The sequence below is a fragment of the Streptomyces sp. NPDC005496 genome (genome assembly GCF_042872045.1).
Classification (GTDB): domain Bacteria; phylum Actinomycetota; class Actinomycetes; order Streptomycetales; family Streptomycetaceae; genus Streptomyces.
The window spans coordinates 23,084-46,174 of sequence record NZ_JBIAJQ010000014.1; the positions used below are offsets into that span (position 1 = coordinate 23,084).

17 protein-coding genes are annotated in these 23,091 nt (G+C 66.5%); 5 read left to right on the top strand and 12 right to left on the bottom strand.

What is annotated here, in order from left to right:
• The first annotated feature begins 411 nt into the window (after positions 1 to 411).
• Genes ACFYQQ_RS34300 through ACFYQQ_RS34320 form a run of 5 tightly spaced genes read left to right on the top strand, consistent with a single transcriptional unit; the run spans position 412 to position 4,853 of the window.
• Positions 412 to 840, top strand: coding sequence for a hypothetical protein (locus ACFYQQ_RS34300; protein WP_388906486.1), 429 nt, complete (start codon positions 412 to 414; stop codon positions 838 to 840).
• Positions 837 to 1,490, top strand: coding sequence for a hypothetical protein (locus tag ACFYQQ_RS34305; RefSeq protein ID WP_355782955.1), 654 nt, complete (start codon positions 837 to 839; stop codon positions 1,488 to 1,490). The genes ACFYQQ_RS34300 and ACFYQQ_RS34305 overlap by 4 nt, the downstream gene beginning before the upstream one ends.
• A complete protein-coding gene (locus ACFYQQ_RS34310; protein ID WP_355782952.1) occupies positions 1,490 to 3,244 on the top strand; it encodes a putative T7SS-secreted protein in 1,755 nt (584 codons plus the stop codon). The genes ACFYQQ_RS34305 and ACFYQQ_RS34310 overlap by 1 nt, the downstream gene beginning before the upstream one ends.
• A complete protein-coding gene (locus tag ACFYQQ_RS34315; RefSeq protein WP_355782950.1) occupies positions 3,245 to 3,550 on the top strand; it encodes a YrhB domain-containing protein in 306 nt (101 codons plus the stop codon).
• A 1-nt stretch (position 3,551) separates the two neighbouring features.
• Complete coding sequence (locus tag ACFYQQ_RS34320) at positions 3,552 to 4,853, top strand: YrhB domain-containing protein (RefSeq protein ID WP_355782947.1); 1,302 nt, start codon at positions 3,552 to 3,554, stop codon at positions 4,851 to 4,853.
• 427 nt (positions 4,854 to 5,280) lie between these two features.
• Here the strand turns inward: ACFYQQ_RS34320 and ACFYQQ_RS34325 are convergent, their stop codons facing one another.
• The 12 genes from ACFYQQ_RS34325 to rplA form a co-directional block, all read right to left on the bottom strand.
• The gene (locus ACFYQQ_RS34325; protein ID WP_355782944.1) at positions 5,281 to 5,469 is read right to left on the bottom strand and encodes a hypothetical protein; all 189 of its coding nucleotides are present in this window, start codon (positions 5,467 to 5,469) and stop codon (positions 5,281 to 5,283) included.
• A 550-nt stretch (positions 5,470 to 6,019) separates the two neighbouring features.
• A complete protein-coding gene (gene tuf, locus ACFYQQ_RS34330) occupies positions 6,020 to 7,213 on the bottom strand; it encodes an elongation factor Tu (RefSeq protein ID WP_093905285.1) in 1,194 nt (397 codons plus the stop codon).
• Between the two features lie 144 nt (positions 7,214 to 7,357).
• The gene (gene fusA / locus ACFYQQ_RS34335; protein WP_355791266.1) at positions 7,358 to 9,484 is read right to left on the bottom strand and encodes an elongation factor G; all 2,127 of its coding nucleotides are present in this window, start codon (positions 9,482 to 9,484) and stop codon (positions 7,358 to 7,360) included.
• 39 nt (positions 9,485 to 9,523) lie between these two features.
• Complete coding sequence (gene rpsG, locus ACFYQQ_RS34340) at positions 9,524 to 9,994, bottom strand: 30S ribosomal protein S7 (RefSeq protein ID WP_003974303.1); 471 nt, start codon at positions 9,992 to 9,994, stop codon at positions 9,524 to 9,526.
• 2 nt (positions 9,995 to 9,996) lie between these two features.
• Entirely contained in the window at positions 9,997 to 10,368 is a 372-nt protein-coding gene (gene rpsL, locus ACFYQQ_RS34345; RefSeq protein ID WP_003948652.1) for a 30S ribosomal protein S12, read from the bottom strand.
• A 510-nt stretch (positions 10,369 to 10,878) separates the two neighbouring features.
• Entirely contained in the window at positions 10,879 to 14,778 is a 3,900-nt protein-coding gene (locus tag ACFYQQ_RS34350) for a DNA-directed RNA polymerase subunit beta' (protein WP_356167209.1), read from the bottom strand.
• Positions 14,779 to 14,877: 99 nt separating this feature from the next.
• Entirely contained in the window at positions 14,878 to 18,363 is a 3,486-nt protein-coding gene (rpoB, locus tag ACFYQQ_RS34355; RefSeq protein WP_355788069.1) for a DNA-directed RNA polymerase subunit beta, read from the bottom strand.
• A gap of 612 nt (positions 18,364 to 18,975) precedes the next feature.
• Positions 18,976 to 19,359 carry a 50S ribosomal protein L7/L12 gene (rplL, locus tag ACFYQQ_RS34360; protein WP_355788072.1) on the bottom strand — a complete coding sequence of 128 codons (384 nt, stop codon included), beginning with the start codon at positions 19,357 to 19,359 and terminating at the stop codon, positions 18,976 to 18,978.
• Between the two features lie 112 nt (positions 19,360 to 19,471).
• On the bottom strand, positions 19,472 to 20,002 hold the full coding sequence (gene rplJ, locus ACFYQQ_RS34365; protein ID WP_355788074.1) for a 50S ribosomal protein L10: 531 nt from the start codon (positions 20,000 to 20,002) through the stop codon (positions 19,472 to 19,474).
• A gap of 353 nt (positions 20,003 to 20,355) precedes the next feature.
• Positions 20,356 to 21,213: a DUF1396 domain-containing protein gene (locus tag ACFYQQ_RS34370; protein ID WP_388906490.1), complete on the bottom strand. Its 858-nt coding sequence runs from the start codon at positions 21,211 to 21,213 to the stop codon at positions 20,356 to 20,358.
• A gap of 122 nt (positions 21,214 to 21,335) precedes the next feature.
• Positions 21,336 to 22,184, bottom strand: coding sequence for a hypothetical protein (locus tag ACFYQQ_RS34375; protein WP_356167202.1), 849 nt, complete (start codon positions 22,182 to 22,184; stop codon positions 21,336 to 21,338).
• A 178-nt stretch (positions 22,185 to 22,362) separates the two neighbouring features.
• Entirely contained in the window at positions 22,363 to 23,088 is a 726-nt protein-coding gene (gene rplA, locus ACFYQQ_RS34380; protein ID WP_356167199.1) for a 50S ribosomal protein L1, read from the bottom strand.
• Positions 23,089 to 23,091: the final 3 nt, after the last annotated feature.

The window sequence follows — 23,091 nt, forward strand, 5'->3', positions numbered from 1 at the left end:
CCTGGCGGACTTGGGAGGCTTCCGCCCTGGCGCCAAGGTCGATCCCCCTCCTACGTGACCAGGCTCACGGAGCGGACGCCGGAGCCGGTCAACCCCTTGTCCCTCTCGCACTCCTTCGCAGAAACATCACGCGGATCACCCTTCTCTTGCCGCCACTCGCCCCAGAAGCGAACTGCCGCACACGCGCGTTGCGTTGCTCAGGATGCACTTGTGATGATGTGCCGCATGTCTGAGCACGGGGGAAGAGCGGCAGAACCACCGCGGACCGGCGTCCCCAGGTCGAGTCTTGCCGCATACGCGGAGATGACCGGACAGCCGAGAAAAATCGATGATGCGGGGAGCCGGCGACGGGAAGGGCCCGAGGGTGCGCCCTCTGGAGCCGCGGCGCCCGTTCCTCCCAGCACGCCGACGGTGGGCGATCCGAGTCCTCCCGACGAAGACCCCCTGCTCGTCGAGCGACGTCTCAGGTATGTCACGTTGCTGGAGGAGTTCCGGCGGACGCCGGTTCTGGTGCCCTTGGGCGACACCGAGGGACCCGTTGACGAGCGCGGCATGCTGACGGCCGACCTCAATGGCGTCCGCTTCATCCTGGCCTTCTCGGATGAGCAAGCCTTGGCGCGGTACGCCCAGGCCCGTGGTGAGTTCCACCGTGAGTGGACCTATCAGACCGTTCTCGGCTCGCGCCTGCTCGATGCGGCCGTCCCGGCGGCCGGTACGGCGTGTGGAGTCGCGCTGGACTGTGCGGACGGACCTGACGGTGCGGTCTTCCCGCCGGTGCAGGGGATTGTGCCCATCGAGGCCGCTGTAGACGCCGACTGGCCCGGGAGGAGCAATCGATGAGCGCCGATGGCAAGGATCTCAAAGCCCAGGGTCTCGGCCTCATCGCCAAGGGCTTGACCGACGCGCTCGGTGAGTTGAAAGAGCTGGGCATGGTCGGTCAGGCTGGCGCCGGTCGTGGCTTCGGCGACGTTTCCCTTTCCGGAATGGAACTGGGCCATGAAGGGCTGGTCGACGTCTTCACGTCGTTCTGCGAGCGCTGGGAATGGGGCGTCCGCTCCCTCATCAATGAGGGAAACGGATTCGCGGTCAGGACCGGCCTGTCCGCCGGCACGTATTACGAGACTGAACAGTACGTCGAGGGCAGTTTCAAAGTTGTCGCCAATGCCGCGATAGGCAACCCCTACGCCTCCGAGGACGAGGTCACGCAACAGGGCTGGGGTGACATCGCGACATCCGGCGCCTTTGGCGGCGCCGATTACAGCCAGGAGTCGTTCGACCGGGCCGGGGAGAACATCAAGCAAGGCTGGAAGGACGCCAGCCGCGATGTGATGACTTCGCGCACCATGGGACCGGTGGGGCTGAACCCCGCGAACCTGCACGACAGCTTCGGCGTATCCGATGCCGAGTACGACCAGATGCTGGACAGCACGTTCGGCCCCTCGCCGGAGAAACGGGCCGAAGCGGCGCAGCAGGGCAACGGAGCGGGCTGATGGGCGTCTTCGGTGACATCGGCAATGACCTCAAAGGCCTGGGCCGCGACATCAAAGATGGTGTCAACGACGGCTTGGGTGCCATTGAGGAGGGTGTCGACGAGGGCAAACGACTCGTCGGAGTCGGGGTCGACTGGGGCACCGACAAGGTCGGGGACGGCCTGGACAAAGTCGGCATGCATGACGCTGCTGACGCCGTCGAGGACTGGGGTGACGGCCTCGCGTCCGATCTCGGCGCGACTCCGGGAGAGCAGCAACTCGGCCAGACAGAGGATCCTGACGAACTGATCCACGGCAATCCCGCCAGGATCCGCACGAGCGCGCAACACCTCAGGGACTTCCACGGAGCCTTCGACAAGGTCGGCCAAGGGATGCGCAGACTCGACTCCTCGCACTGGAGGGGCGAAGCGGGTGACGCATTTCGCGAGAAGTTCGAGCTGCACCCCACGCGATGGCTCCGGGCGTCGGACGCCTGTGAGACGGCGGCAAGCGCCCTGGACGGATACGCCGAAACCGTCAAGTGGGCTCAGGAGCAGGCCAAAGACGCCATTGGCCTGTACAAGAAGGGCAAGCATGCCTCCGAAGAGGCCGTGCGCGCTTACAACAAACGGATCGACGCCTACAACGCGAAGGTCAGAGCGGACCAGGATCCGGGACCGGTGCCCGACCCCTTCAAGGATCCAGGCAGGGCCGACATCCAGGCGGCCCGGGAGAAGCTCGCCGAGGCCCGCAAACAGCGGAACACGGCAGCCTCGACCGCTCAGGGCAAGATCAAAGCGGCGCTGGAGCACGCCCCCGCCGAACCTCCGCCCCTCGATCGTCTCGGCAACAACATCATCGACGGTTACCAGGCGATCGACATGGAACTCACCCATGTCGTCGGTGGCGTCCTCAAAGGTGGCGCGGGTCTCGTCACCTTCGTCCGCGGTCTCAACCCCACCGATCCCTACAACCTGACCCATCCCGCCGAGTATCTCCAGAACGTCAACATGACGTTGAGCGGGTTGGTGTCCACAGCCGCACATCCCGAGCGGGTCGTCCAGGCAGCGGTGGAAGGATTCAAGAAGGATCCCTCCGAATTTTTTGGCCGTCTCATTCCGGAGGCCATCGGCACCAAGGGGGCCGGCCTCGCCCGCAGCGGCGTAAGCCTGAGCGTAAAAGAGGGAATGGAGGTCGCGGCATCGAATGTGGCATCCAAGGGCCTCAAATACGGCGACGAGGCAGCCGGAGCGGCGCCGAAGAACTGGGACGATCTGGCGAGCAGCACCGAGCACGTCAAAGAAAAGGCAATCCATTACGACTCGGTGGATCCGAAACAGGCACAGGACTTCTTGGACTCCGAGTATCCTTGGCTCAAGGACGTGAACAATACTGGGCAGCCTGGATACACGTTGAATTGCAGCCACAACACCGTCGCCGTGGACCGCCGCCTGGACGGAATCGACGTGAGCGCCGCTCCCAAGCATGCCGGTGACCACATTCCGCCGGAACAGCTCGGCATGAAGGACAGAGTAAAAGGCCACTATGACATGGTGGACAGCTACGACGACATCATTCGTGACCTTCAGGGGCGGGGGCAGGACTCACGAAGCGCCGTCTACATCTCACGCCCGGACGGCACGGCCCACGTCTTCAACGCCGTTAACACTCCCCATGGCGTGGTCTTCCTGGACGGCCAAAGCGGAACACTGGGCATGTTGGAGAAAAACGTCTCTTCCATCGGGCACATCCCGTATCGCAATGGAGCTCCCTAAATGTTGACCAAGGATGAGGTAGTGGCCGCGGCCACTGACTTCCTGAAGAACCGCGCTTACCCGGACAGGCCGGATTCCGTAGTGGTACTCCCGGAAACAGGGGTCGAATTCACGTACGGCTGGACCATTCGCTTCGATTTCAAGGAACACATCGAGACCGGTGACCCCGCGCAGGCTCCGTTCACCTCTGTTGTCGTCGTGCCGCATGATGGAAGCACTGTCCACCTCGCTCCGACATTCCCTGCAGTAGCGGAATACATGGATCTTCAGGCTGCAGGCAACTGGCCCCCCAGGAAGGGGCACTGAAATGCCCACCCCCGAACGGCAGGCTGCGGAGTGGCTCCAGCGCACCTACCGGGGTCTCGTCGAACTGGCAGACCTCCAGCCGGTGCACGAGTCGGCAACCGCCTGGCTGATGGCGTGCCGGGCCGTGCAACAGCCGGGCTACCCCCAGACGCCCATGCTCGCGGCATCGATCGTGCTTCCCAAAGACGGCAGCTCCCCGTTCCACCCGTCACCCAGTGATCCGCTCGGAGATCTTGAACCGGCTCCCTTGCTCGATGCCGCCATCGCGCGCGTAGAGAACCAAGGGCGGCGGATCAACGCGCGCGGCTGTGTCGTCTCCCTGCATTCGGCGATCAACAAGAGCCCCTCGTCCCCTCTGGCCTGGCAACCCTCGGACGAGGCTCCGGGCTGGTGGAGCAGACTCTCCCGCAGGTATTTTCCGGAGTTCGAGCGACAGCGGACGAGCAGCTGGGACGAGATTGTCAAGGCGGTCCAGGAGACGGGCCCCGACACCCGGGGCGTTGTGTGGCTACGTCGTGAGATCAACGGTCGGGAAGCGACGGGCAACCTGATTTATGCCCACAACAACAAGGGGCAGGTCGTCTTCCTCGACGGCCTGACGTCGTCCCTGGCACGGCTCGACAGCCAGCACGTGCGCGAGCTCGTACTCATCCGGGCCACGCCGGAGGCGATCAGGCCGCGGCGCCGCCCCTGGGAGCAGGAGGCGTTCGACTACGACTCGGCGGTGACGAAGGCCCGGCTATGGCTGGAAAGCACATACGGAGGCCAGGTCGAGCTGGTGGCTCCGAAAGCCGAGGACGAGACCCGTCGCGGCTGGGTGTTCTCCTGCGACACACGGCGCCACCTCCGGGAAGGTCATTGGCAGGACACCATGCTGGACGCGACGCTGGTCGTTCCCAAGGACACGGGCACGCCCTTTGGCCTGCCGAACTCTGATCCGTGGAACTGGCTGGCCCATTGGGACGTTGGTGGGGCTCCGGGCACTGGTCGGTTCCCGCCGGCACCAGCCCCCGGCCGCGCCCACTGGTTCGAGCCGACACTCGCCGAACTCGGGCCCGTCCTATCCACCGCCGACCACCACGACTGGCAGTCGGCGGTTGGTGAACTCTCATCGTTGCCAGTAGGGTCTCGCGCCCTGGTCTGGGTCCGTCGCACCGACGGCCGTGGCCGTGAGGCCGTGGGATGGCTGCTCAATGCGCTCATTACAGCGACGGGTGTGATGCTGTTCGACGGCTCGTCCGACGAGCCAGTGTCATTCGACCCCGTTGGCGTCCGCGCGCTGCACGTGATCCGGTACCGCTGAGACCGGGGACGGCCGAGTCAGGCCGGAGGACTGTCCGCGCTGCGTTCAGAGGACCGGAGGCAATTCGTCATCTCCGCGGCAGCCTCCCGGCGGACCTTCTTGTGAACGAGGAGAGCTCCGTGGCGACGTCGGCGACGGCATCCCGTGCCGCGTCGAACACGTCGACGTACCACGGCGAAGCCCCGGCCCCCGTCCCACCCTCACTCGCCAACACGCCGGACCCACACTCACCGGTAACTCTAGCCACGGCCAGTGACACTCCCCACGCGGCCTGTCACAGGCAGCGCCCGAGATCGGCCACTCCCCCACCCAACACCCCAGCCGCAGGAGGCACATGAGTGCCGGTCCTCAGATACGGCCCCCACGCCGAGACGGCCCCGGGATGAACCCCCGCCGGGACGACCCACCGCTTGCTGAGCCCCAACCGTCAGAAGCGCTCGACTTCCCGGCCCTCGGGCACCGTGTAGCAACCGGACACCACGGTCACGCTCAGCTTCGGAGGATCATTCTTCGCACGCCGCACGACATTGACGCCCACCTTTCGCTCGTCGTCATCGGCAGCGAGGGTGAGGTTCTTGTTCTTGCTGATGTCCGCCTCATAGCCGACGACTTCCACCCGTGCTTCGGCAGTTCCGCGGTGACACCGGGCCGACTGTCGGACGCCTTCCCCTTGACGCCGATCAGCTCACGGATCCCACTCGGCACCTCCTCCATCGCGTCCGAGGCGTCACGCGAGGTGCTGATGCCGGCGGACGGAATCCCCGTGGATCCGCCGGCGGTCATGCCGCATCCGGTGAGGGCGATCAGAGCCAGGGGGACGGCGAGCGTCAAGGCGCCCAGTTCGGTCTTCACGTCAGAGATCCCTGCTTCCTAGGATCGGGCGGCGGAGCGGCCTTCACACCCCACGCGCACCCGTGTGTTCGGTGACGCCGTCCGACGACTGGCAGCCCTCGTTGCAGCCGGCTCGCGTCGCCGCGGAGCCCGGGCGCGAGGGCTCGCGGGACATCGCTGTGCCCCGCCACTCAGCACCCTCGCCCCAAGCCGCACATGGGCACCGTACTCACATCCCCCAACGCAAAGAGGCCCGCCCGACCGAAGTCGTGCGGGCCCCTTCAGGAGCTCAGGGAAGAGCTACCAGGCGTTCAAGCCCAACAGGCAAGCGATGCTTACTTGTTGATCTTGGTGACCTGGCCGGCGCCGACGGTCCGGCCACCCTCACGGATGGCGAACTTGAGGCCCTCCTCCATGGCGACGGGCTGGATGAGCTCGACCTTCATCTCAGTGTTGTCGCCCGGCATGACCATCTCCGTGCCCTCGGGGAGGGTCACAACACCGGTCACGTCAGTCGTACGGAAGTAGAACTGCGGACGGTAGTTGTTGAAGAACGGCGTGTGGCGGCCACCCTCGTCCTTGGACAGGATGTAGGCCTGGGCCTCGAACTCGGTGTGCGGCGTGACCGAACCGGGCTTGATGATGACCTGGCCGCGCTCGACGTCCTCGCGCTTGATGCCACGGAGGAGCAGACCGACGTTCTCACCGGCCTGGCCCTCGTCGAGCAGCTTGCGGAACATCTCGATGCCGGTGACCGTGGTGGTGGTCTTCTCCTGCTTGATGCCCACGATGTCGACGGTCTCGTTGACCTTCAGGACACCACGCTCGATACGGCCGGTGACGACCGTACCGCGACCGGTGATCGTGAAGACGTCCTCGATCGGCATGAGGAACGGCTTGTCGACGTCACGCTCGGGCTGCGGGATGTTCTCGTCGACGGCCTTCATCAGGTCGAGGACGGACTGGCCCCACTCCTTGTCGCCCTCGAGGGCCTTGAGCGCCGAGACCTTGACGACCGGAAGGTCGTCGCCCGGGAACTCGTACTCGGAGAGGAGCTCACGAACCTCGAGCTCGACGAGCTCCAGGATCTCCTCGTCGTCCACCATGTCGGCCTTGTTCAGGGCGACGACGATGTAGGGGACGCCGACCTGGCGGGCCAGGAGCACGTGCTCCTTGGTCTGCGGCATCGGGCCGTCGGTGGCGGCGACCACGAGGATGGCGCCGTCCATCTGCGCCGCACCCGTGATCATGTTCTTGATGTAGTCCGCGTGACCGGGGCAGTCGACGTGGGCGTAGTGACGCGTCTCGGTCTGGTACTCGACGTGCGCGATGGAGATGGTGATACCGCGCTGGCGCTCCTCAGGAGCCTTGTCGATCTGGTCGAAGGCCGAGGCCTCGTTCAGGTCCGGGTACGCGTCGTGCAGCACCTTGGTAATGGCGGCCGTGAGGGTCGTCTTACCGTGGTCAATGTGACCGATGGTGCCGATGTTGACGTGCGGCTTAGTCCGCTCGAACTTCGCCTTCGCCACTGGGTCCTCCTGTGGAGTGGTTCTGGTACGCCTTACTCATCGGCGCCAGGTGATCTTTGCTGGGATGCCGCCCGCCGGGGTTCTCCCTTACCGGGGTGATCCCCGGCGGTCGGTGTCAAGCCTAAAGCGTGTAAACGGGGTGTGTTACTCGCCCTTGGCCTTCGCGATGATCTCCTCGGCGACGTTCCGGGGAACCTCGGCGTAGGAGTCGAACTGCATCGAGTAGCTTGCGCGACCCGAGGTCTTGCTGCGGAGGTCGCCGACGTAGCCGAACATCTCCGAGAGGGGCACGAGGCCCTTCACGACGCGCGCACCGGCACGCTCCTCCATGGCCTGGATCTGACCACGGCGGGAGTTGATGTCGCCGATGACCTCACCCATGTAGTCCTCGGGCGTGGTGACCTCGACGGCCATCATCGGCTCGAGCAGCACAGGGCTGGCCTTGCGCGCGGCCTCCTTGAACGCCTGCGAACCGGCGATCTTGAACGCCAGCTCGGAGGAGTCGACCTCGTGGTAGGCACCGTCGAGAAGCGTGACGCGGACGCCCGTCATCTCGTACCCGGCGAGGATGCCGAACTGCATGGCCTCCTGCGCACCGGCGTCGACCGAAGGGATGTACTCCTTCGGGATACGACCACCGGTCACCTTGTTCACGAACTCGTAGGAGGCGTCGCCACCCTCGATCGGCTCGATCGCGATCTGCACCTTGGCGAACTGACCGGTACCACCGGTCTGCTTCTTGTGGGTGTAGTCCACGCGCTCGACGGCCTTGCGGATCGTCTCACGGTACGCGACCTGCGGCTTACCGACGTTGGCCTCGACCTTGAACTCACGGCGCATACGGTCGACCAGCACCTCGAGGTGCAGCTCGCCCATACCACCGATGATGGTCTGGCCGGTCTCCTCGTCCGAGTGGACCTGGAAGGAGGGGTCCTCCTCCGCGAGACGCTGGATGGCGACACCCAGCTTCTCCTGGTCACCCTTGGACTTGGGCTCGATGGCGACCTGGATGACCGGCGCCGGGAAGTCCATGGACTCCAGGATGACCGGGTTCTTGTCGTCGCTCAGCGTCTCACCGGTGGTGGTCTGCTTGAGGCCCATCACGGCGACGATGTCGCCGGCGCCCACCGACTCGATCTCCTCACGCTTGTTCGCGTGCATGCGGTAGATCTTGCCGATGCGCTCCTTCTTGCCCTTGACGGAGTTCAGCACCGCGGTGCCGGACTCCAGGCGGCCCGAGTAAACCCGGACGAAGGTGAGCTTGCCCAGGTGCGGGTCGCTCATGATCTTGAACGCGAGGGCGGACAGCGGCTCGTCCTCGGACGGCTTGCGCCGGACGACCAGCTCGGGGTCCTTCACGTCGTGGCCTTCGATGGCCTCGACGTCGAGCGGGGTCGGCAGGTAGCGCACGACCGCGTCGAGCAGGGGCTGGACGCCCTTGTTCTTGAACGCGGTGCCACAGAACACCGGGGTGACCGTGGTGTCGTTGGACTTGCCGGACGCGATGGTGATGCGACGGATCGCGGCGTACAGCTGCTCCTCGGTGGGCTCCTGGCCCTCGAGGTACAGCTCCATGATCTCTTCGTCGTTCTCCGCGACGGCCTCGACCAGCTTGTTCCGCCATTCCTCGGCGGCCTCGGTGTGCGTGGCCGGGATGTCGACGACGTCGTACATCTCGCCCTTCGCCGCCTCGGCGGACCACACGAGCGCCTTCATGCGGACCAGGTCCACGACGCCCTTGAAGTCGGCCTCGGCACCGATCGGAAGCTGCATGACCAGCGGCTGCGCACCAAGGCGGTCCGAGATCATGTCGACGCAGCGGTGGAACTCCGCGCCGGTCCGGTCGAGCTTGTTGACGAAGCAGATACGCGGCACGCCGTAGCGGTCGGCCTGACGCCACACGGTCTCGGACTGCGGCTCAACACCGGCGACACCGTCGAACACCGTCACGGCACCGTCGAGCACACGCAGGGAGCGCTCCACCTCGACGGTGAAGTCGACGTGCCCCGGGGTGTCGATGATGTTGATCGTGTAGTCGTTGTCCTCGAGCGGCCAGTGACAGGTGGTGGCAGCAGACGTGATCGTGATGCCACGCTCCTGCTCCTGCTCCATCCAGTCCATGGTGGCAGCGCCGTCGTGGACCTCACCGATCTTGTACGAAACGCCGGTGTAGAAGAGGATCCGCTCGGTGGTGGTCGTCTTGCCCGCGTCGATGTGGGCCATGATCCCGATGTTGCGGACCCTGGCCAGGTCAAGTGAAGTGGTAGCCATAAGGCTTCAGTCTTCTCTCGGTCTCGATGTGGGTAGCGACTACCAGCGGTAGTGCGCGAAGGCCTTGTTGGACTCGGCCATCTTGTGGGTGTCCTCGCGCTTCTTCACAGCGGCACCAAGGCCGTTGGAGGCGTCGAGAAGCTCGTTGAGCAGACGCTCGGTCATGGTCTTCTCGCGACGGGCGCGGGAGTAACCGACCAGCCAGCGCAGCGCGAGCGTGTTGGCACGACCGGGCTTGACCTCGATCGGAACCTGGTACGTCGCACCACCGACACGGCGGGACTTGACCTCGAGGGTCGGCTTGATGTTCTCAAGAGCGCGCTTCAGCGTGATGACCGGGTCGTTGCCGGTCTTCTCGCGCAGGCCCTCCATGGCGCCGTACACGATGCGCTCGGCGGTGGAGCGCTTGCCGTTCAGCAGCACCTTGTTGATCAGGGAGGTGACAAGAGGAGAACCGTAGACCGGGTCGATGATGACCGGGCGCTTCGGGGCGGGGCCCTTACGAGGCATTCTTACTTCTCCTTCTTGGCGCCGTAGCGGCTGCGGGCCTGCTTGCGGTTCTTGACACCCTGGGTGTCGAGCGAACCGCGGATGATCTTGTAACGAACACCGGGCAGGTCCTTCACACGGCCGCCGCGCACGAGCACGATCGAGTGCTCCTGCAGGTTGTGTCCCTCACCCGGAATGTAAGCAGTGACCTCGATCCCGCTGGTCAGACGCACACGCGCGACCTTACGCAGGGCCGAGTTCGGCTTCTTCGGGGTGGTCGTGAACACACGCGTGCAGACGCCGCGACGCTGGGGCGAACCCTCGAGTGCGGGCGTCTTGTTCTTCTCGACCTTGTCCTGCCGGCCCTTCCGGACCAGCTGCTGGATCGTAGGCACTACTTCTCCGGTTTCTGTGTGCCGAATGGTGAAGCTAACCTGGAACATCGCCGACCCACGCGGTCGGGTGTGTCGAATACTGCAGATTCCCGCCGTGAGGCGGAAAGGGCGCAGATTGCGGTGGCCGCTGACGGCTCCCCTTGCGGTTTGAAGGCACGCACGGGAGCCAGGGCACACCCCAGGCACAAGGTCTGAGCGTACCTATCGCATCCACTCCGGTCAAAACAAATGCTCTCGCGCAGGACACGCCGGGTCCGCCACACGATCGCCACACCGCCGCAACACCCCGGCCGGCGGCTCCGAGCAGGGCTCTGAGGGGCCCCAGGGGCCCTCCAGACGCCCCCGCACCCCGTACGGGCGCCGGGGTGCCCCGGGCCCACGCGCCGCCCTCAGAGGCAGCGAGCGTGCCCGCGGGACGGCCGCATCCGTGCCGGCGCGGCACCGCTCCCCCGTACACGCCGGCGGGCGGCCATCCCCGAAGGGACGGCCGCCCGCCGACAGACCTACGCCTTACTGGTTGTACGGACCGTAGTCGTAGTCCTCCAGCGGAACGGCCTGGCCGGAGCCCGTGCCGAACGGCGAGTAGTCGATGTCGTCGTAGCCGACGGCCGAGTACATCGCGGCCTTGGCCTCCTCGGTCGGCTCGACCCGGATGTTGCGGTAGCGGGACAGACCCGTACCGGCCGGGATGAGCTTACCGATGATGACGTTCTCCTTGAGGCCGATCAGGGAGTCGGACTTGGCGTTGATCGCCGCGTCCGTCAGAACCCTGGTCGTCTCCTGGAAGGACGCCGCCGACAGCCACGACTCGGTGGCGAGCGAGGCCTTGGTGATACCCATCAGCTGCGGACGGCCGGAGGCCGGGTGGCCGCCTTCCTGGACCACACGACGGTTCTCGGTCTCGAACTTGCCGCGCTCGACCAGCTCGCCCGGCAGCAGCTCCGCGTCGCCGGACTCGATGATCGTCACCCGGCGGAGCATCTGCCGGATGATGATCTCGATGTGCTTGTCGTGGATCGACACACCCTGCGAGTTGTAGACCTTCTGGACCTCGCCGACCAGGTGGACCTGGACCGCGCGCTGACCGAGGATCCGCAGCACGTCGTGCGGGTTGGTGGCACCCACGGTGAGCTTCTGGCCCACCCCGACGTGGTCGCCCTCGCTCACCAGCAGACGGGCACGCTTCGAGATCGGGAACGCCGTCTCGTCGCTGCCGTCGTCGGGAGTGATGACGATCTTCTTGGTCTTCTCCGTCTCCTCGATGCGGACACGGCCGTCCGCCTCGGAGATCGGGGCGACACCCTTCGGCGTACGAGCCTCGAAGAGCTCGACGACACGGGGCAGACCCTGGGTGATGTCGTCACCGGCCACACCACCGGTGTGGAAGGTACGCATCGTCAGCTGGGTACCGGGCTCACCGATGGACTGGGCGGCGATGATGCCGACCGCCTCACCGATGTCGACCAGCTTGCCGGTGGCCAGCGAGCGGCCGTAGCACATGGCGCAGGTGCCGACGGCGGACTCGCAGGTCAGGACCGAACGGGTCTTGACCTCCTCGATGCCGTGCCTGACCAGCTCGTCGATGAGGACGTCGCCCAGGTCGGTGTTGGCCGGGGCCAGCACCACACCGTCGACGACGATGTCCTCGGCCAGCGCACGTGCGTACACGCTGGTCTCGACGTTGTCCGCCTTGCGCAGGACGCCGTCGGCGCCGCGCTCGGCGATCGCCAGGCGCAGACCGCGGTCGGTGCCGCAGTCCTCCTCGCGGATGATGACGTCCTGGGAGACGTCGACCAGACGACGGGTGAGGTAACCCGAGTCGGCGGTACGCAGAGCGGTGTCGGCCAGACCCTTACGGGCACCGTGCGTGGAGATGAAGTACTCCAGCACGGACAGGCCCTCACGGAAGGACGCCTTGATGGGACGCGGGATCGTCTCGTTCTTGGCGTTCGACACCAGACCACGCATACCGGCGATCTGACGCATCTGCATCATGTTTCCGCGGGCACCCGAGTCGACCATCATGAAGATGGGGTTCGTCTTCGGGAAGTTCGCGTTCATCGCCTCGGCGACCTCGTTGGTCGCCTTGGTCCAGATCGCGATGAGCTCCTGCGTGCGCTCGTCCTTGGTGATCAGACCGCGCTCGTACTGCTTCTGGACCTTCTCGTCCTGCGCCTCGTAACCCTTGACGATCTCCTTCTTCGCCTCGGGAACGACGATGTCGGAGATGGCCACGGTCACGCCGGAGCGGGTCGCCCAGAAGAAGCCGGCCGCCTTCAGGTTGTCGAGCGTCGCCGCCACGATGACCTTGGGGTAGCGCTCGGCGAGGTCGTTGACGATCTCGGAGAGCTGCTTCTTGCCGACCTCGTAGTCGACGAACGGGTAGTCCTCGGGCAGCAGCTCGTTGAAGAGCGCACGGCCCAGCGTCGTACGGAGGCGGAAGGTGTCACCCTGCTGCCACTCCGGCTCGCCCTCCTCGCGCTCCGGCGGGGTCCAGCCGCGCGGCGGGATGGTGCCCACCGGGAAGCGGATGTCCACGCGGGACTGCAGCGAGAGCTCGCCGGCGTCGAACGCCATGATCGCCTCGGCGACGGACGCGAAGGAGCGCTCCTCGCCCTTGACGTTGCGCAGGGCACCGTCGGTGGTCAGGAAGAACAGACCGAGGACCATGTCCTGGGTCGGCATCGTGACCGGGCGGCCGTCGGCCGGCTTGAGGATGTTGTTCGAGGACAGCATCAGGATGCGGGCCTCGGCCTGCGCCTCCGCGGAGAGCGGCAGGTGCACGGCCATCTGGTCACCGTCGAAGTCCGCGTTGAACGCGGTGCAGACGAGCGGGTGGATCTGGATGGCCTTGCCCTCGACCAGCTGCGGCTCGAAGGCCTGGATGCCGAGGCGGTGCAGCGTCGGCGCACGGTTCAGCAGAACCGGGTGCTCGGCGATGACCTCTTCCAGGACGTCGTACACGACCGTGCGGCCGCGCTCGACCATCCGCTTGGCGCTCTTGATGTTCTGCGCGTGGTTCAGGTCCACCAGGCGCTTCATCACGAACGGCTTGAAGAGCTCCAGCGCCATGGCCTTGGGCAGACCGCACTGGTGCAGCTTCAGCTGCGGACCGACGACGATCACGGAACGCGCGGAGTAGTCCACACGCTTACCGAGAAGGTTCTGACGGAAACGACCCTGCTTGCCCTTGAGCATGTCGCTCAGGGACTTCAGCGGGCGGTTACCGGGACCGGTGACCGGGCGACCACGACGACCGTTGTCGAAGAGGGCGTCCACGGCCTCCTGGAGCATGCGCTTCTCGTTGTTCACGATGATCTCGGGCGCGCCGAGGTCGAGAAGCCGCTTCAGGCGGTTGTTGCGGTTGATCACGCGGCGGTACAGGTCGTTCAGGTCGGAGGTCGCGAAGCGGCCACCGTCCAGCTGCACCATCGGACGCAGGTCCGGCGGGATGACCGGCACGCAGTCGAGCACCATGCCCTTGGGGCTGTTGCTGGTCTGCAGGAACGCGGAGACGACCTTGAGGCGCTTGAGCGCGCGGGTCTTCTTCTGGCCCTTGCCGGTGCGGATGATCTCGCGGAGGCGCTCGGCCTCCTCGTCGAGGTCGAAGGACTCCAGGCGCTTCTGCAGCGCCGCGGCACCCATCGAACCGTCGAAGTACGTGCCGAAGCGGTCACGCAGCTCGCGGTAGAGGAGCTCGTCACCCTCCAGGTCCTGGACCTTGAGGTTCTTGAACCGGGTCCAGACCTCGTCGAGGCGGTCGATCTCGCGCTGCGCACGGTCGCGCAGCTGCTTCATCTCGCGCTCGGCACCCTCGCGCACCTTGCGGCGCACGTCGGCCTTCGCACCCTCGGCCTCGAGCTCGGCCAGGTCGGTCTCGAGCTTCTTGGCGCGGGCCTCGAGGTCGGCGTCGCGACGGTTCTCGACCTGCTGACGCTCGACGGAGACGTGCGCCTCCAGCGAGGGCAGGTCACGCGTACGGCGCTCCTCGTCCACGTACGTGATCATGTACGCGGCGAAGTAGATGACCTTCTCGAGGTCCTTCGGGGCCAGGTCGAGCAGGTAGCCCAGGCGCGACGGGACGCCCTTGAAGTACCAGATGTGGGTGACGGGAGCGGCCAGTTCGATGTGACCCATCCGCTCACGACGCACCTTGGCGCGAGTGACCTCGACGCCGCAGCGCTCGCAGATGATGCCCTTGAAGCGGACACGCTTGTACTTGCCGCAGTAGCACTCCCAGTCCCGGGTCGGACCGAAGATCTTCTCGCAGAAGAGTCCGTCCTTTTCGGGCTTGAGCGTGCGGTAGTTGATGGTCTCGGGCTTCTTGACCTCGCCGTGGCTCCACTGACGGATGTCGTCAGCGGTTGCCAGACCGATCCGGAGCTCATCGAAGAAGTTGACGTCGAGCACTATGCGTCAATCCCTCTCAGGGTTGTAAGTCTTAGGGGTCTGAAACGGGGGTCCTGGGGCCGGCCGGGGCTCATCGCTGAGCCCCGGGCCGAACTCCCGTCAGACCTCTTCGACGCTGCTCGGCTCGCGCCGGGACAGGTCGATGCCGAGCTCTTCCGCAGCGCGGAAGACGTCCTCGTCGGTGTCGCGCATCTCGATGGACATGCCGTCCGAGGACAGCACCTCCACGTTGAGGCACAGGGACTGCATCTCCTTGATGAGCACCTTGAAGGACTCGGGGATGCCGGGCTCGGGGATGTTCTCGCCCTTGACGATGGCCTCGTAGACCTTCACGCGGCCGGTCACGTCGTCGGACTTGATGGTCAGCAGCTCCTGGAGGGCGTACGCGGCGCCGTATGCCTCCAGCGCCCACACCTCCATCTCACCGAAGCGCTGGCCACCGAACTGGGCCTTACCACCCAGCGGCTGCTGGGTGATCATCGAGTACGGACCGGTCGACCGGGCGTGCAGCTTGTCGTCGACCAGGTGGTGGAGCTTGAGGATGTACATGTAGCCGACCGAGATCGGCTCCGGGAACGGCTCGCCGGAGCGGCCGTCGAACAGCCTCGCCTTGCCGGAGGGGAGCACCATGCGCTCGCCGTCGCGGTTCGGGATGGTGTGCTGCAGCAGACCCGCGAGCTCGTCCTCGCGCGCACCGTCGAAGACGGGGGTCGCGACGTTCGTGCCCGGGTCGACCTGGTCGGCACCGATGGCCTGCAGGCGCTGCGCCCACTCCTCGCCGAGACCGGAGACGTCCCAGCCGCGGCTGGCGAGCCAGCCGAGGTGGATCTCCAGGACCTGTCCCGGGTTCATTCGGGACGGGACACCCAGCGGGTTGAGGATGATGTCGACCGGGGTGCCGTCCTCCAGGAACGGCATGTCCTCGATCGGCAGGATCTTGGAGATGACGCCCTTGTTGCCGTGACGGCCGGCGAGCTTGTCACCGTCGGTGATCTTGCGCTTCTGCGCCACGTACACGCGCACCAGCTGGTTCACACCGGGGGGAAGCTCGTCGCCCTCCTCGCGGTCGAAGACGCGGACGCCGATGACCTTGCCGATCTCGCCGTGCGGCACCTTCAGCGAGGTGTCGCGCACCTCGCGCGCCTTCTCACCGAAGATCGCGCGGAGCAGGCGCTCCTCGGGGGTCAGCTCGGTCTCGCCCTTGGGCGTGACCTTGCCGACGAGGATGTCGCCGGCGACGACCTCGGCACCGATACGGATGATGCCGCGCTCGTCGAGGTCGGCGAGGACCTCCTCGGAGACGTTCGGGATGTCCCGGGTGATCTCCTCGGGGCCGAGCTTGGTGTCACGGGCGTCGACCTCGTGCTCCTCGATGTGGATCGAGGAGAGGACGTCGTCCTGCACGAGGCGCTGCGACAGGATGATCGCGTCCTCGTAGTTGTGACCCTCCCACGGCATGAACGCCACGAGCAGGTTCTTGCCGAGCGCCATCTCGCCGTTCTCGGTCGCGGGACCGTCGGCCAGGACCTGGCCGGCGATGACGCGGGCGCCCTCGTCCACGACAACCTTCTGGTTGACCGAGGTGCCCTGGTTCGAGCGCGAGAACTTGGCGAGGCGGTACGTGGTGTACGTGCCGTCGTCGTTGGCGGTGGTGATGTAGTCCGCGGAGACCTCCTGGACCACACCGTCCTTCTCCGACTTCAGGACGTCACCGGCGTCGACCGCGCAGCGGTACTCCATGCCGGTGCCGACCAGCGGCGCCTCGGACTTGATGAGCGGCACGGCCTGACGCATCATGTTCGCGCCCATGAGGGCACGGTTGGCGTCGTCGTGCTCGAGGAACGGGATCATGGCGGTCGCGACCGACACCATCTGGCGCGGCGAGACGTCCATGTAGTCGACGTCGTCACCGGGGACGTAGTCGACCTCTCCGCCACGACGGCGGACCAGGACGCGCGACTCCTCGAACCGGAAGTCCTCACCCAGCGGCGCGTTGGCCTGGGCGATGACGAAGCGGTCCTCCTCGTCGGCGGTCAGGTAGTCGACCTCGTCGGTGACGACACCGTCGGTGACCCGGCGGTAGGGCGTCTCGACGAAACCGAACGCGTTGACCCGGCCGTAGGAGGCGAGCGAGCCGATCAGGCCGATGTTCGGGCCTTCGGGGGTCTCGATCGGGCACATGCGGCCGTAGTGCGAGGGGTGCACGTCACGGACCTCGAAGCCGGCCCGCTCACGCGACAGACCACCGGGGCCCAGCGCCGAGAGACGACGCTTGTGCGTCAGACCCGACAGCGGGTTGTTCTGGTCCATGAACTGCGAGAGCTGGCTGGTGCCGAAGAACTCCTTGATGGAGGCGACGACCGGCCGGATGTTGATCAGGGTCTGCGGCGTGATCGCCTCGACGTCCTGGGTCGTCATCCGCTCGCGGACGACACGCTCCATACGAGCCAGACCCGTGCGGACCTGGTTCTGGATGAGCTCGCCGACGTTGCGCAGACGACGGTTGCCGAAGTGGTCGATGTCGTCGGTCTCGACGACGATCGAGGTGCCGTTGTCACCGACCGTCTCGGTCTCGCCGGCGTGCAGCTTCACCAGGTACTTGATCGTCGAGATGATGTCCTCGACGGTCAGGACGCCGGCGTCCAGCGGGGCCTCGCCGCCGAGCTTCTTGTTCACCTTGTAGCGGCCGACCTTGGCGAGGTCGTAGCGCTTGGGGTTGAAGTAGAGGTTCTCGAGCAGGGTCTGCGCGGCCTCGCGGGTCGGCGGCTCGCCCGGACGCAGCTTGCGGTAGATGTCGAGGAGCGCGTCGTCCTGGCCCTGGGTGTGGTCCTTCTCCAGGGTGGCGCGCATGGACTCGTACTCGCCGAACTCCTCGAGGATCTGCTCGGTCGTCCAGCCGAGAGCCTTCAGGAGAACGGTGACGGACTGCTTGCGCTTGCGGTCGATGCGGACACCGACCATGTCGCGCTTGTCGATCTCCATCTCCAGCCAGGCACCCCGGGAGGGGATCACCTTGGCCGAGAAGATGTCCTTGTCGGACGTCTTGTCGATGGAGGAGTCGAAGTAGACACCCGGCGAACGGACCAGCTGCGACACCACGACACGCTCGGTGCCGTTGATGACGAAGGTGCCCTTGTTGGTCATGAGCGGGAAGTCGCCCATGAAGACCGTCTGGGACTTGATCTCGCCGGTCTCGTTGTTGGTGAACTCAGCGGTGACGAAGAGCGGGGCCGCGTACGTGAAGTCGCGTTCCTTGCACTCGTCGATGGAGTTCTTGGGAGGCTCGAAGCGGTGGTCGCGGAAGGTCAGCGACATCGACCCGGAGAAGTCCTCGATCGGGGAGATCTCCTCGAAGATCTCCTCCAGACCGGACTTGGTGGGGACGTCCTGTCCATTGTCCAGAGCCGCCTCGACACGAGCCTTCCACGCGTCGTTGCCGAGCAGCCAGTCGAAGCTCTCGGTTTGCAGCGCAAGAAGGTTCGGAACCTCGAGGGGCTCCTTGATCTTTGCAAAGGAGATGCGCAGCGGGGCGGTGCTGGCGCCGTTGTTCGTATTCGCGGTCGAGGCAGTGCGCGAGGCGGCCAAGAGGGGGTCCTTCCGAGGGCTCGGACTCACTACGCGCGTACCGGTCCCCAGCTGGGGCACAGAGTCGGACCGTTCCTGATTCGGCCGGTACGGCCAGGTCAGAGGTGGTTCGATCGTCGGTGCTCAAGCGAGGGTATGCCCCTGGTGACGGGCAGGAGGCAGCTAACAGGCAGCGCAAAGGGTCAGTGTAGCCACTAGGCCCACTGATGTCCAGTGCGGGTTTTTGAAGACCCTCGTTGTTCTCAACCCCTGCTGCAAGCCACGCCCTCGATGCACATCGATACTGCCCTCTTCGCCGCCGATCCATGCCTCGGATCCGGATCGTTGTGACGACGCGTCCTGAGAATTGCGCGCTCCGTGCGGTTCGTCAAGGCCCCCCAAGCCCGAACAAGGTGCTGCCAACGTCACTGACCGCTGTCCCGGGGTCCGCCGGAGGCACGACGAAGATCACCATACTCGTCGCGACCGGCGGCGCAAGGCAGCCGCTCTGGGACCCCCTGAACGCCGAGGAGCGACCACCCAAGTGGGTGATCGCTCCTCGGTGCGTCAGCGTTACAGCGCTCTGCGAGCGGCTGTGTCGGCGCGCGTGAGCCCCTGGCGGGACTCGTGGTGTTACTTGACCTCGACGGAGGCGCCGGCGCCCTTGAGGGACTCGGCGGCCTTCTCGGCGGCTTCCTTGGCGACCTTCTCGAGGACCGGCTTCGGAGCGCCGTCCACGAGGTCCTTGGCCTCCTTCAGACCCAGGGAGGTCAGCTCACGCACGACCTTGATGACCTGGATCTTCTTGTCGCCGGCACCCGTGAGGATGACGTCGAACTCGTCCTGCTCCTCAGCGGCCTCGGCCGGGGCGCCCGGGCCGGCGGGGCCGGCGACGGCGACGGCCGCGGCGGCGGTGACGTCGAACTTCTCCTCGAACGCCTTCACGAACTCGGAGAGCTCGATGAGGGTCATCTCCTCGAACTGCGCGAGCAGGTCTTCCTGGCTGAGCTTCGCCATGATGGGCGATCCTTCCACTAATTCGGCTGGTGCCGGTATGTACTGGTGAGGCGGGCGTACGTTCGGCCCGCTACGACCGTCGCCTCAGGCGGCGGTCAATGCGCGAGCCGAATTACTCGGCACCGCCCTGCTCGGCCTGCTTGGCACGGAGCGCGTCCACGGTGCGGACGAGCTTCGAGGGAAGCGCCTGGAGGAGCTGAGCAGTCTGCGTCTGCTTGCCCTTGAAGGCGCCCGCCAGCTTGGCGAGCAGAACCTCGCGGGACTCGAGGTCCGCAAGCTTCTTGATCTCGTCGGCGGACAGCGCCTTGCCGTCAAGGACACCGCCCTTGATGACGAGGTTGGGGTTGTCCTTGGCGAAGTCACGAAGACCCTTCGCCGACGTCACCGGGTCACCGGTGATGAAGGCAACCGCCGTCGGACCGTTGAACAGGTCGTCGAGCTGGTTGATCCCGGCCTCGTTGGCCGCGATCTTGGTCAGCGTGTTCTTCACCACGGCGTACTGGGCGTCTTCACCGAGCGAACGGCGCAGCGTCTTGAGCTGCGCCACGGTGAGACCCCGGTACTCGGTCAGCACGGCGGCGTTCGAGCTGCGGAACTGGTCCGCGAGCTCGGCTACCGCGGCAGCCTTGTCGGGCCTTGCCATAAGCGTGGCCTCCTTCCGGGTGATGAGGACCGCTCAGAAGAGGCCGACAAAACAAAACGCCCCGGCGCAGGCGCAGGGGCGTGGCTCAACCGTTTGCTCGCGAGCGAACGTACGGGAACACATCCACAGTCACCTACGCGGGTCGTCCGCAGTTTCAGCGGATCCTTCGGCCGCCGCACTCTCTGACGAGCGCACGGCAACGACCAGCGGTCTTTGGCTTCTGTGGAAGCGTACGCGACCGCATCGCCGTCGAGCAAATCCGCCCGGAAGGCACCGGTCCGGACCGCGGCGCTCCCCGCCCTGCCGGGGCGGGGAGCGCCTGGTTCGGGTGCCTGCCGGGCGCCGGGGCGGGCTCAGCCCTCCTGGGCGTCGCTCAGGGCCTCGGCCAGGTCGACCGTGTCGGCTGCGGCCGGGGCGCGCACCGTCACGGGCTTGTTGAGGTCGAGGAAGGTGATGGTCATGTCGAGCGGGCCCTTGTCCGCGTCACCGCGCATCCGGAACTGCTTGGTGTGCTCGTCCTCGTCGATCCACATGTCCATGGTGAGCTTGTCGACGCCCATGTCCTCGTACTGCTTGAGGCTCTTCTCGCGCGACTCGCGCGTGGCCTTGTCCTCGTCCTTGAGCCCGTCGCGGAACTCGTCGAGGGTGACCGTGCCCTTGTAGTGGGTGGTCTCGACGCCGTCCACCTTCTCGGTGCCGACCTTCTTCACGTCCTTGGAGCCGGTGAGGAACGTGGACTCCTGGGCCGGGTTCTTCTCGACCTGGTCCTGCATGCCGAGGCCGCCGGCACCGGAGGCGCCGTCCTTCTCCGAGACGCCGAACTTCATCCAGTGCTTGCCGTCCATCTCCTCGGCGGCCTCGGCGCCGCCGCTCACGTACAGCGCGCCGTCGACGAAGCGGAGCTCCACCTCTCCGCTGTCGGGCCCCGCCTCCTTCGCCGACATCTTCATGCTCATGGCCATCGGCTTCATGCTCATCGAGGCCTCGGCCTCCACCCGGCCCTGCTCCGGGACCTGGCCCTTCATCCGGTACCGCAGGGACGTGATGTCCTGCGTGTTCTTCGCGGCCTTGGCCACGGCGGCGGCGGGCGCCATCGACGGCGACTCCTCGCCGCCCTTGGAACACGCGACCGCTCCCCCGCCCAGGGCGAGGGCGGCGAGTGCCACTCCGGTCGTCCCGCGTCGTACGGTTCCGCGCACAGTCGTCAGCATGGTTCCCCCCAAGGAACGGACAGCCTTCTCACAGCAAGAGCGCAGAGCGTAACCCAGCGGGATTCACGCGGTCTCCCGAGTTCCGTGGGGCCGGAGGGGCACGTGAGGCCGGTACGGCCGGGTCAGGGGGTCTTCGTGTCCGCGAGGTCCGCGAAGTCGACGGTGTCGTCGGCGGGCGGCCGCTCGGGGACCCGGACCGGCGTCCCGAAGTCGCGGTAGTACGCCGTCGTCAGCGAGGTGCCGTTCCCCGTCTCGCCCCGCTCCGACCGCTTGACCAGCAGGCCCTCGGCGTCGACCCAGATGTCGACCTTCTCCTTCGTGACCCCGGCCTGGGTGAACCACTTCCGGAGACCGGCCACCTCGGCGGCGGTCAGCCCGGGGTGCGATCCGCCCAGCCCGGCCGCGGTCGCGGTGCCCGAGTAGTGCGTCGTACGGACTCCGCGGACCCGTTCCGTTCCGACCTCGCGGGCGTCGGGCGCCGCCAGGAGCAGTTCGACGGACTGGGCCGGGGTGAAGTTCACGGAGGCGTCGTAGTCGTACCGGATCCAGTGCCTGCCGCTGCCGGAGACGGTGGCGAACCGGTCGCTCATCCGGGCGTAGTAGGCACGGGAGACGAAGCGGGCCGGCGTGGAGGTGTTGCCGAGCTCCCGCATGGTCCGGGCCCAACTGCCGCCGGTGTAGGTGATGGTCAGGGTGCCCGAGAGGCCCTTGCTCCAGCCGAGGGTGCCCTTGGACCGGGTGGCCACCGTGTCCCCCAGGGCCATGGTGCAGTCGACGCGGGCCGATCCCGCCCGGTGCGTCCTGCTCCGGACCTCTTTCAGGGCGGCGGTGACCGAGGGGCTGACGGCGGCGCCCCGGTCGTCGTCCCGGCCCGCCGACGGGCCGTCCGGGCCGCAGGCGGTCAGGGCGCCGGTCAGCGCGCCGAGCACGGCCAGCGACAGGCCCGCGCGCCGCAGCACGGTGCTGATCATGTCCCCCACCCCTGAGCGATGACTGTGATCGGCACGTTAGCGCAGGCCACCGGCGCGGGGGCGGGGTTCGCGCATCCCGTGGGAGCCGGGAAAAAGGGGACGGGCCCCGCACCTCGAAAGGTGCGGGGCCCGTCCTGGGTTCGCGTGCGCGACGCGGCTGCCTTGGTGAGCGGAAGGCTCAGACGGCAGCCGGGTCCTCCTCGACGAGGAGGTTGCGGGTGCGGTTCGGGTCGACCGGAACGCCGGGGCCGATCGTGGTGCTGATCGCGGCCTTCTTGATGTAGCGACCCTTGGCGGCCGACGGCTTCAGACGAAGGATCTCGTCCAGCGCGGCGCCGTAGTTCTCCACCAGCTGGGTGTCGTCGAAGGACGCCTTGCCGATGATGAAGTGCAGGTTCGAGTGCTTGTCGACGCGGAACTCGATCTTGCCGCCCTTGATCTCGGTCACGGCCTTGGCCACGTCCGGGGTCACGGTGCCGGTCTTCGGGTTCGGCATCAGACCACGCGGGCCGAGGACTCGGCCGAGGCGGCCGACCTTGCCCATGAGGTCCGGGGTGGCGACGACGGCGTCGAAGTCCAGACGGCCCTTCGCCACCTCGTCGATGAGCTCGTCGGAGCCGACGATGTCGGCGCCCGCGGCGGTCGCGGCCTCGGCACGGTCACCGGTCGCGAAGACCAGGACCCGGGCGGTCTTACCGGTGCCGTGCGGGAGGTTCACGGTGCCACGGACCATCTGGTCGGCCTTGCGCGGGTCGACACCCAGGCGGAAGGCGACCTCGACGGTGCCGTCGAACTTGGTCGTGGAGGTCTCCTTGGCGAGACGGACGGCCTCGAGCGGGGCGTAGAGCTTGTCCCGGTCGATCTTGGCGTCCGCAGCGCGGAGAGACTTGCTGCGCTTGCTCACTAC